The 10,203-nt window shown below is 58.0% G+C and carries 10 protein-coding genes; 8 read left to right on the top strand and 2 right to left on the bottom strand.

Annotated features, from left to right (window positions below; translation table 11 throughout):
• The 8 genes from ACQCLF_RS14650 to pepN all read left to right on the top strand — a co-directional run.
• The coding region (locus tag ACQCLF_RS14650) for a hypothetical protein (protein WP_426988579.1) at positions 1-292 on the top strand (292 nt) is incomplete at its 5' end.
• 161 nt (positions 293-453) lie between these two features.
• A complete protein-coding gene (locus ACQCLF_RS14645) occupies positions 454-1,785 on the top strand; it encodes a hypothetical protein (RefSeq protein WP_426988577.1) in 1,332 nt (443 codons plus the stop codon).
• Positions 1,786-1,838: 53 nt separating this feature from the next.
• Positions 1,839-2,978: a cyclic nucleotide-binding domain-containing protein gene (locus tag ACQCLF_RS14640; protein ID WP_426988575.1), complete on the top strand. Its 1,140-nt coding sequence runs from the start codon at positions 1,839-1,841 to the stop codon at positions 2,976-2,978.
• Between the two features lie 23 nt (positions 2,979-3,001).
• Positions 3,002-3,898, top strand: a complete 897-nt coding sequence (locus ACQCLF_RS14635; protein WP_426988573.1) for an NAD(+) kinase — start codon at positions 3,002-3,004, stop codon at positions 3,896-3,898.
• 7 nt (positions 3,899-3,905) lie between these two features.
• Positions 3,906-4,868: a metallophosphoesterase gene (locus tag ACQCLF_RS14630; RefSeq protein WP_426988571.1), complete on the top strand. Its 963-nt coding sequence runs from the start codon at positions 3,906-3,908 to the stop codon at positions 4,866-4,868.
• Between the two features lie 27 nt (positions 4,869-4,895).
• Positions 4,896-5,744, top strand: coding sequence for a rhomboid family intramembrane serine protease (locus ACQCLF_RS14625; RefSeq protein WP_426988569.1), 849 nt, complete (start codon positions 4,896-4,898; stop codon positions 5,742-5,744).
• Positions 5,745-5,805: 61 nt separating this feature from the next.
• Positions 5,806-6,066 carry a YeaC family protein gene (locus ACQCLF_RS14620; protein WP_426988567.1) on the top strand — a complete coding sequence of 87 codons (261 nt, stop codon included), beginning with the start codon at positions 5,806-5,808 and terminating at the stop codon, positions 6,064-6,066.
• An 8-nt stretch (positions 6,067-6,074) separates the two neighbouring features.
• Positions 6,075-8,768, top strand: a complete 2,694-nt coding sequence (pepN, locus tag ACQCLF_RS14615) for an aminopeptidase N (RefSeq protein WP_426988565.1) — start codon at positions 6,075-6,077, stop codon at positions 8,766-8,768.
• A 93-nt stretch (positions 8,769-8,861) separates the two neighbouring features.
• Here pepN and lpxH read toward each other — a convergent pair whose 3' ends face one another.
• On the bottom strand, positions 8,862-9,584 hold the full coding sequence (lpxH, locus tag ACQCLF_RS14610; protein WP_426988563.1) for a UDP-2,3-diacylglucosamine diphosphatase: 723 nt from the start codon (positions 9,582-9,584) through the stop codon (positions 8,862-8,864).
• An 8-nt stretch (positions 9,585-9,592) separates the two neighbouring features.
• Entirely contained in the window at positions 9,593-10,102 is a 510-nt protein-coding gene (locus ACQCLF_RS14605) for a peptidylprolyl isomerase (protein WP_426988561.1), read from the bottom strand.
• Between the last annotated feature and the right edge of the window lie 101 nt (positions 10,103-10,203).

Below are 10,203 nucleotides of genomic sequence, written 5' to 3'. Positions count from 1 at the left end.
CCACACGAAAGTGTGGGCCGTTTTTGTTTGTATTGTGGTTTGGGTGGGCGAGAAGCCGCATCCGGGTTCGACCAAACGGCAGGACAGCCGTTTGGCACAGCGCGCCAGCGCCCAATCATCAAACTGTCACACGTCACCCTTAATATCCTCCCCGATGGATCGGCGCAAGGAAAGGACTCCTCCATTAAACCCATTTGGGAGACTGATTGTGGAAGACTATATGGAAGACCTGCTGGAGTATTATCTGGACGACAGCGATGACGACGCGGCGGACGATTACTCCGAGCTGTAACACTCCGAGCTGTAACATAGAACCGATTCCCCGGCCCGGCATTCTGCCGACCGGGTCACAGGCGGGATGCCAAGTAAGCGGCATAACTCGCGACTGCCCTTGAGTCCTTGCGACTTTTAGCGTTAACTGAGGGAAAAATCCCCAACTTCCCTGAGTTACCTATGGCCACCCCTAGCCAGGCTCCCACCGAAGCGGTGTTCTTCTTTGTCGAGGATCACATTGCCCGCGAAATGCTCTACCCGGAATTCGAGGCCATCCTTGACGGCTTTGTGCCCATGCCGGAATACGCTGGCAAAACAGCGCGCGCTGCCTATCTGGTTATCGACTCGCAATTGCAGATTACCGCTTTGGTCTTTTTCCTGATTGCCTTTGACGCGCGAGGGATCGCAGACAACCGTTGGAACCTGCCGTTACAGACGCTGGTGGCCCAGGCCGCTGGCGGGCCAGACCTGGGCGCCGGTCCGATCCGGCTGGTCTGCTTTAGTCAGTGTCCGGCCGTGTGGCAGCGCTCATCCCTGTGGGACCCGGACATGCAGCCGGGACGCAATAGCTTTGTTATGTTGCGCAAAGCGGTCACGAGCAATCGGCTGGGACTCATTCGTCGCCAGCTCGAGCCGCAGGCCGATACGGCACTGGCGCATCGCGAAGCCCAGGAAATTAAAAAAGCACTCCACCAACAGTATTCCCAGGCCATGCGTGACCGGCTGGCGCGCCTGCTCAAAGAGCAGCGCCTGCGAATCACCACGATCAATAACCGACACCAACGGCAACGCGAAGAGCTGAGCCGGAATCATCAGCATCGCCTCGAACTGTACCGAGACAAAGTCCACCAGTTGCAGGCGCACAATCGCGAGTTGACTGGGCGGCTGGAATCCTTAAAAGAGGATTTCAGTGCTAAACTGCAAAAAATCGACGGCATGCGTGAATACTTCAGTCGTAAACTGAAGACTGTGCGCCAGGACGACGATGCGCAGTGGCAAGCCATGCGTGAGCATTACGAACTGGAGTTCAGTACCCGTCTGCAAAACGAGACGATGGCACTGGAAGAGCGGTTGGAAATGCGCGAAATGGAACTGCTGTACCGCCATCAACAGGAAAGCGCGTTGAAGGAGGAAATTGCGCGGTTGCGGCAGGAAAACCAGTCGCTGTTGCTGCGTGGGGAAGGGCATCTGCTGGAACGTCTGGACCAGGCCGGACTGAAGCTGGTGGCTTTTCAACCCGGTGTGGGGCCTGTCACGGTTTCGCCGGATGAGGTGGGGGATTATCTCGATAACCCCGAAGCGTTTGCCGCACGTGAAGCTGGCGTGTCGCTCCCGGTTTACCGGGACTGGTTAGCGCATTGCCGTCAACCGGAATGTGCGGCCAGCACGACAGAGGGCGAGTCGTGTGGGGAGCCGCTGGTCACGGTCGGGCATCCAGCCGATTTCCACGCGGGAGAAAGTGACCGTTGCGCCACCCACCAAATCGTTCAGCGTCAACGTCTGGCGACATAGCCACCTGGCCGTATAAATAGCCACCTGGCCGTATAAACAGAAGGACATTTACAATGCCGTCAGCGCAAGCTCACCCTCTCGCCGGGGAACCGGATGTCGATACCCTGGTGGCGCGCACACTGGTGCCCTTGAAAGACCTCAGCGCAAGCCAGCTTCAGGATCTTTTGAGCGGTGTGCAGAGCGAAGTGGTCTTTGCCGGTCAACCGCTATTTCAGGCGGGAGAATACGACGGGCAGCACGTCTACCTGTTGCACGGTGAGGTGCGTCTGATCGACGCCGATGGCAGTGAATCGCGCATTAAAGGTCGGGCGACGCTCATGCCGCTGGCACACCGCCAGCCGCGAGCGGTGACGGCGGAAGCGGTGACCGATTGCAGTGTGTTACGGCTCAACAGTGAGCGTCTCGACGAGCGCCTGACCTGGAGCCAGGTAGCTGACTACCTGCGCCTGAACATAGCTCGGCGCCGCGATCTGGATGAGGACGGGGAGTGGATCAGCACACTGTTGCAGTCCAACCTGTTCTTCAAAGTCCCGCCCCTCAATGTGGAACAAATACTGTACCGGCTGACCCCTCGCGTGGTTTACGCTGGGGAAACCGTTATTCGTCAGGGTGAAATGGGCCGCTGCTGCTACTTTATCAAGGAGGGACAGGCCGAGGTCCATCGCCATGAAGAGCAGCGCTGGACTCATCTGGCGGTCATTGGGCCGGGTCGCTGTTTCGGGGAGGACGCCCTCGTCAATGATGCGCCCCGCAACGCCCGGGTGCGGATGCTCACCGATGGGGTCTTGATGGAGCTGGACAAGCAGGATTTCTACCGATTGCTGCGCGCCCCGGAAGTGCCGACGCTGACGTTAAGCACGTTACAGGCCGTGCGGGAGCGTGGTGCGGTGTTGGTGGATACCCGCAGTGAGGAGGAATACAACCACGGTCACCTACAGGGCGCGGTCAATATCCCGCTGGGCTTGCTGGCCATCAAATCGCGCCTGTTGTCCGATTCGCAGGAGTATTTGTGCTATTGCGATACCGGGCGCCGCAGCCGCGCCACGGCGCATTTACTGCGCCAGCAGGGCTATCGGGCCCATGCGCTGGACAACGACCCCCCGTTGTTTTCCAAGCCCGTTTGGGCCGATGAACTCGAAGACACGACCCCTTATGTGTTAAAAGAGGGCAGGGCCAGCCGTGAGCGGTCCTAATCGTTTTTTCGGAGACCGCCTGAATGCCCGAGTTTACTACCATTGGCCTGATCGTACGCCGCAACAGCGATAGTGCGGTGTACTCTCTCAAGCGCCTGATCCGCTTTCTTCAGGATCAGGGAAAGGCGTTTGTGCTGGAGCAGGAAACCGCTGACCATCTGCCGGATAAAAGTTTGCAGAAAGGGGCCAGCTGCACGGCCTCACTCGAAGATCTGGGCAGCTATTGCGATCTGGTCATTGTGGTCGGTGGCGATGGCAGCATGCTCAGTGGCGCGCGCGCCCTGGTCAATAGCGGTGTCCCCCTGTTGGGTGTTAACCGTGGCCGACTCGGCTTCCTGACGGACATTACCCCTGACGACATCGAGCAAAAAGTGGCCGAAGTGCTCGCCGGTCAATACGTAGCAGAGCAGCGGTTTTTACTCGACACAGAAGTTCGGCGCCGGGGCCAGTTAATCAGTGCCGGTGATGCCCTGAACGATGTGGTACTGCACCCCGGTGAGTTGATCCGTATGCTGGAATTTGAGCTGTACGTGGACGATCACTTTGTGACCAGCCAGCGCTCCGACGGCATGATCGTTTCCACCCCGACCGGCTCCACGGCGTACGCCCTCAGCGGCGGCGGACCTATCCTGCACCCCAGGCTCGATGCCATTGGCCTGGTGCCTATGAACCCTCACACGTTGAGCAGCCGCCCGATGGTCGTGCCTGGCGACAGCCACATCAAAATCCTCGTGGGTGAGTACAATAACGCCAGCCCCCAGGTGACCTGTGACGGGCAATTACATTTTCGCATCCACCCTGGCGATGAAGTCGTCATCCGCAAAAAGCCGAAACAGCTGACGCTCATTCACCCGCTCAATCACAATTTCTATGAGCGCTGCCGCTCGAAGCTGGGCTGGGGTGGACATCTGCTGGACTGAGGTAGGGATGAGCGAGGTAGCATCTTCGGAAGTAAAGGGCTACGACGTGATCGGCGACGTTCACGGCTGTGCGCTCACGCTCGAGCGGCTGTTGAAAACCATGGGCTATGAGTGGACCGGTCACACCTACCGTCACCCGCAACGGCAGGCGGTTTTTCTCGGTGACATTATTGATCGCGGTCCCCACATTCGTTCGGCGCTGAGATTGGTGCGCAACATGGTCGAAGCCGGGGCCGCTCATATGGTGCTCGGTAATCATGAATTCAATGCGCTCGCCTATGCCACACCCCGCCGGGACGGACCGGGATACGTTCGACCCCACAACCCCCGCACGACCCGGCAGCTGGCCGAAACCCTTGAGCAGTTCAGCGATTATCAGGACGAGTGGCAGGACCACCTGGCCTGGTTGCGCACCTTGCCCCTCTTTCTGGAGTGGCCGGACTTTCGGGCGGTGCACGCCTGCTGGGATGCCGCACTGATTGACCGCCACATGGCGCAATTCGGCAGCGGCCACTTCGATGACGAGTTCCTCCAGCAAACCGGCCAGCCGGGTTCGCGGGCTGCGCTGACCAAGCAGCGTTTGACTGGCGGCGTAGATCTGCCCCTGCCGGCCGGTATGAGCATGATCGCCGGCGACGGCATAGAGCGCACCTCCTTCCGCACCAAATTCTGGGCGCCGCATGCCCACACCTATGGCGAACTGTTGTTCCAGCCCGACCCGCTGCCCCCGGCCGTGGCTGAACAACCCATTCTTCCCGAGCACCGCCGGCAAATGGTGGTGTATCATCAGCACGAAAAACCGGTCTTTGTCGGACACTACTGGTTGAAGGGCCGCCCTGAGCCGGTCGCTGCGAATATTGCCTGCCTGGACTACAGCGCCGTCAAATTCGGTCGCCTGGTCGCCTATCGCTTTGATGGCGAAGCGCAACTCGACCGGGAAAAGTTTGTCTGGACCTATGTAGATCCTTAACCCCTATAATCGATCAAGAGCCCGCCTGTGACCTGGATACCTGTCAAAACGTTACCCCAGCAACGTGATCTCACCGAACTGAGCCGCTTTCTGCGCGGGCGTGGTCTGGTGCATCGCATCACCGAAGAAGGGGGGCATCAACAAATCTGGGTACAGGACCCGGCGTTGGTCGAACCGCTGGCCGAGCTGACAGACCGCTGGTTAAACGGTGATGTGGAGCTTCCCGACGGCGAGGCACCCCAGAGGGCGGCGATCCAAACACCGAGTCCGCGCCAGTTCCCGATTACCTTGGTTCTTTTGCTGCTCAGTGGGTTGGGAGCACTCATCGGAATGGATATCGCAGGCGGTCAATGGATTTCCTGGCTGACCTTCCAGCCCCTGGCGATGACCTACAACGGCATTCAGTTTGGTCCCTGGGGTGAAGCCATGGCTCGCGGCGAATTCTGGCGGTTGCTGACCCCGGCCTTTCTGCATTTCAGCTTCTTCCACATCCTGTTCAATGGCCTATGGATATGGGAGCTGGGGCGGCGCCTGGAAGCCGTACTCGGTCCGATCCACTACCTCCTGTTTGCGCTGGGTACGGCCATTGCCGCCAACGTCACCCAGTTTCTGGGCGGACCGTCGGTCTTCGGGGGCATGTCCGGGGTGGTGTATGCCCTGATTGGTTTCATTTGGATGCGTCAGAAATTCAGCCCACATCCTTATCTGGCGGTCCCCTCGGGAATCATCGGCTTCATGCTGCTGTGGCTGGTGATCTGCATGACCGGAATTGTCGACCGTTTCATTGGCGGGTCCGTGGCCAATGGCGCTCATGTGGGCGGACTGGTGGCGGGTATGGCCTGGGGCCTGTTGAGCAGCCGCTCGGCAAAAGCGTGAGCGGCGTGGCCAAAAACACTGTCTGATATAATTTCCTTTTGACTGACTTCCGGGTAAAAGCATGAACTACCGCGATGTACTGGATAGCCTGACCCCCGAGGTCTACCAGAGCCTCAAGCGCGCCGTGGAGCTGGGCAAATGGCCCGATGGTCGCACACTCACACAGGAACAGCGCCACCAATGCATGGAAGCGGTGATCGCCTACGAGCATAAACACCTGCCCGCCGAACAGCGCACCGGCTACATTCCCCCCAAACCGCATACCCATTGCGGTGGCGAGGGCGAAGTGGCCGACGCCGAACAGCCTTTGAAGTGGAAATAGGAGAACGTATGTCCGCACGCGATGCACAGCCCAAAGCCATCCAGCTCAAAGACTACCGTCCCCCCGAATATCGAATTGAGCGGACCGAGCTGCATTTTGACCTGCGCGGCGACAAGACTCGCGTTACCAGCAAGCTGACGTTGCACCGCAATCCCGACGCCGAAACGCACGCTCAGTCACTGACCCTGAACGGACAGGATATGACTCTGGTTTCCGTGGCCATTGACGGGCGCAAGCTGGACTCAGACGAGTATCGCCTGGACGACGAAAGCCTGACGCTGCTGAGCGTGCCCGACACCTTTGAGTTGACCACCGTTGGCGACATTGATCCCGAGCACAATACGTCGCTGGAAGGACTCTACAAATCCCGCACGATGTATTGCACCCAGTGCGAGGCGGAAGGGTTTCGAAAAATTACCTGGTATCTGGATCGGCCTGATGTGATGAGTGAGTTTTTCACCACCATCGAAGCGGACAAGGCTCAGTTCCCGGTCCTGCTCTCCAACGGTAATCTGATAGAAGAGGGCGACGTTGGGAATGATCGGCACTCAGATCGACATTTTGCCACCTGGCACGATCCGCATAAAAAACCCGCCTATCTGTTTGCGCTCGTGGCGGGTAATCTGGAGCATATTGAAGATCACTTTACGACCCAGTCCGGTCGCCAGGTGACGCTGCGCATTTTTGTCGAGGAAAAAGACCTGGATAAATGCGATCACGCCATGACCTCCCTCAAACACGCCATGCGTTGGGATGAGGAAACCTATGGCCGGGAGTACGACCTGGATATCTTTATGATCGTGGCCGTGGACGATTTCAACATGGGCGCCATGGAAAACAAAGGGCTGAACATTTTCAATACCGCGTGCGTTCTGGCCAAACCAGAAACGACCACAGACGCTGGCTTTCAACGTGTCGAGGGGGTGGTTGCCCACGAATATTTTCACAACTGGTCCGGTAACCGGGTGACCTGTCGCGACTGGTTTCAGCTCAGTTTAAAAGAAGGGTTTACCGTTTATCGCGACGCAACCTTCTCGGCGGACATGGGGTCGCCCACCGTCAAGCGCGTGGAAGATGTCTCTCTGTTGCGCACCTTGCAGTTTGCGGAAGACGCCGGGCCGATGGCGCACCCGGTGCGTCCCGACTCCTACATCGAAATTTCCAACTTCTATACCCTGACGGTCTATGAAAAGGGCAACGAAGTGGTGCGTATGTTGGCCAATCTACTGGGGCCGGAAGAGTTTCGCAAAGGCACAGACCTGTATTTCGAACGCCACGACGGCCAGGCGGTGACGACCGAGGATTTTGTCGCCGCCATGGAAGCGGTATCCGGGCGCGACCTGACGCAGTTCAAACGCTGGTATTCCCAGGCGGGCACCCCCGTGCTGACAGTGACGGATCACTGGGATGAAGACGCGGGCGAATACCACCTCACGATTGCACAAAGTTGTCCGCCGACGCCGGAAAGTCAGAGTAAGCAACCGTTTCATATTCCGGTGGCGATGGGTTTGCTCGGCAGTGCCGGTGCCTTGCCACTGCACCGAAAAGGGCAAGCCCCTGATCCGGAAACCGGGGACAACACTCACACCGTTCTGGAACTGACGGAGCCGGAGCAGACGTTTGTGTTTGAGCGGTTACCGGAGAAACCAGTGCCTTCTCTGCTGCGCAATTTCTCCGCACCGGTCAAACTGCGTTACGACTACTCGCGCGATGACCTCGTTCGCCTGATGAGCGGTGATGACGATGGGTTCTGCCGCTGGGATGCCAGCCAGCAATTGGCCATTCAAGTAATCCAGGACGTCATGCAAGCGTATGAACAAGGCGACGACATCGCCACGGCCTCCGTGGATGAGCGCCTGGTTGACGCCTATCGCAGCCTGTTGCAGGACACCTCGCTGGATAAAGCGATGGTCGCGCTGATGCTCACCCTTCCGTCTGAGGCCTATTTGGCCGAACAGAGCGACACGATTCAAGTGGAAGCCATTCATCACAGTCGAGCCGCCGTAAAACGGGTCGTGGCGCAGGCCTTGAAGGATGACTTACGGGCGATTTACGAAGCCTATGATCACCGCAAACCCTATCGACCCACGGCGGAGGACATTGCCGAACGGAGCCTGAAAAACGTGGCGCTGAGCTATCTCATGACGCTCAGCGAGCCCGAATTGCTGGAGGCCTGCGAGCAACAGTATCGCTACGCCAATAACATGACCGACACCATGGCGGCGTTGTCAGAACTGGTTAATAGCGAAGCGAAAGGTGCCGATTCTGTACGGGAAAAAGCGCTGTCCGAGTTTTACGATTACTGGAAAGCCGAACCGCTGGTCGTGGATCAATGGCTGAGGGTGCAGGCCACAAGTCACCACCCGAAAGCGCTGGAAACGGTGTTGGAGTTACAGAAACACCCAGCGTTTGAAGCCAACAACCCGAACAAGATTCGGGCACTGGTCGGCGCTTTCTCCAATGCAAACCCGGTGAATTTTCATCGTGCGGACGGGGAAGGGTATCGATTTCTGGCCGACCAGATATTGCGCCTGAACAAAGTCAATCCGCAAATAGCGGCACGACTGTTGACGCCGTTCACGCGCTGGCGTCGTTACCCGGAAAGCCTTCAGGCGTTAATGAAGCAGGCGCTGGAGCGAATCAAGGCTGAACCGGCACTGTCGAAAGATGTGTACGAGGTGGTGAGTAAGACACTGGTATAACATTACGTCGTCAACAAGACCGGGGCAGGGCACACAGCGGATTTACAGCGCACTCTGCCCCGGTGTTGTGTTGGTTTTTACCAAGAAGGGTTTTTATAAATCCCACGACTCCAGTCGCAACCCTTCAGGCTCCGCGACCAGACACCATCCCAGGCGGTGCCAGTCCCCCAGCACAATGCGTTCTGCATCCTGTCCGTCGAGGGTAAAAGGGTGTCTGGCCGGGCGATGAGTGTGGCCGTGAATCAACAACCCGACGTTCTCCTGAGTCATCGTCTTGACCACTTCCTCCGGGGTCACATCCATAATGTCTTCCGCCTTGTTGCTGTTCATGCTTTCGCTCTGTGAACGCAACTGCGCCGCCAGTTCGCGGCGTTTAGTCAGCGGGAGTGACAAGACTTCGGCCTGCCATTGCGGAGAGCGTACCTGCCGTCGAAACTCCATGTAGGCCTGATCCCGTGTGCACAAACTGTCGCCGTGCATCAGCAGGGTGGGGTGACCGTACAGATTGATCACGCTCGGGTCTGGCAACAGCTCGGCACCACACGCCCGGGCGTATTCATCACCCATCAGGAAGTCGCGGTTGCCGTGCATGAGGTACACACGCGTGCCGCTCTGCGCCACGTTACTCACCTCACGGGCGACTGCACGGGTCAATTCACTGTCGTCATCGTCGCCAATCCAGGCGTCAAAAAAATCACCGAGAATGTACAGCGCTTCCGTGCGCTGCGCCCGGTCCTTCAGGAACCGGAAAAATCCTTCAGTGATGTGCGGCAGCTGTTCGCTCAGATGCAGGTCGGAAACAAACAAACGCGTCATGGTAAAACTTATTCGCCGACGCTGGCTTTCTCAATAAGAACCGGATCGACCGGTACATCCTGGTGGCCGGCCTTGCTGCCGGTATCCACCGCCTTGATCTTGTTGACCACGTCCATGCCCTCGGTCACTTTACCGAACACACAGTAGCCCCAGCCTTGCAGGCTTTTATCGCGGTGGTTCAGGAAGCTGTTGTCCTGAACATTGATGAAAAACTGCGCCGAGGCACTGTGCGGGTCGCTGGTGCGTGCCATCGCAACGCTGCCAATGACATTGCCCAGGCCGTTGTCCGCCTCGTTTTCGATGGGCGCGCGGGTGGATTTCTGTTGCATATCCTCGGTCATGCCACCGCCCTGAATCATAAAATTACTGATCACACGGTGAAATACGGTGTTGTCGTAAAAGCCTTCTTCCGCGTACTGCGCGAAGTTCGCGGCGGTGTTGGGGGCTTTCTCGTGATTCAGTTCAATGGTGATCTCACCGAATGTGGTGTGCAGGGTCACCGTGGACGCTTTGCTCATAAAAACCTCGCGGGTAGCTGGATGCGGATAGTGAAAGGGCGCCATATTACCACAAAGGTGTGTTGTCGACGGAGGCCAGTCGATCACTGGCCCAAACCTGA

This window comes from Marinimicrobium sp. ARAG 43.8 (genome assembly GCF_050113635.1).
Lineage (GTDB): Bacteria > Pseudomonadota > Gammaproteobacteria > Pseudomonadales > Cellvibrionaceae > Marinimicrobium.
The sequence above is the reverse complement of the archived record's forward strand: the minus strand, read 5'-3'. Positions and strand labels throughout refer to the sequence as shown.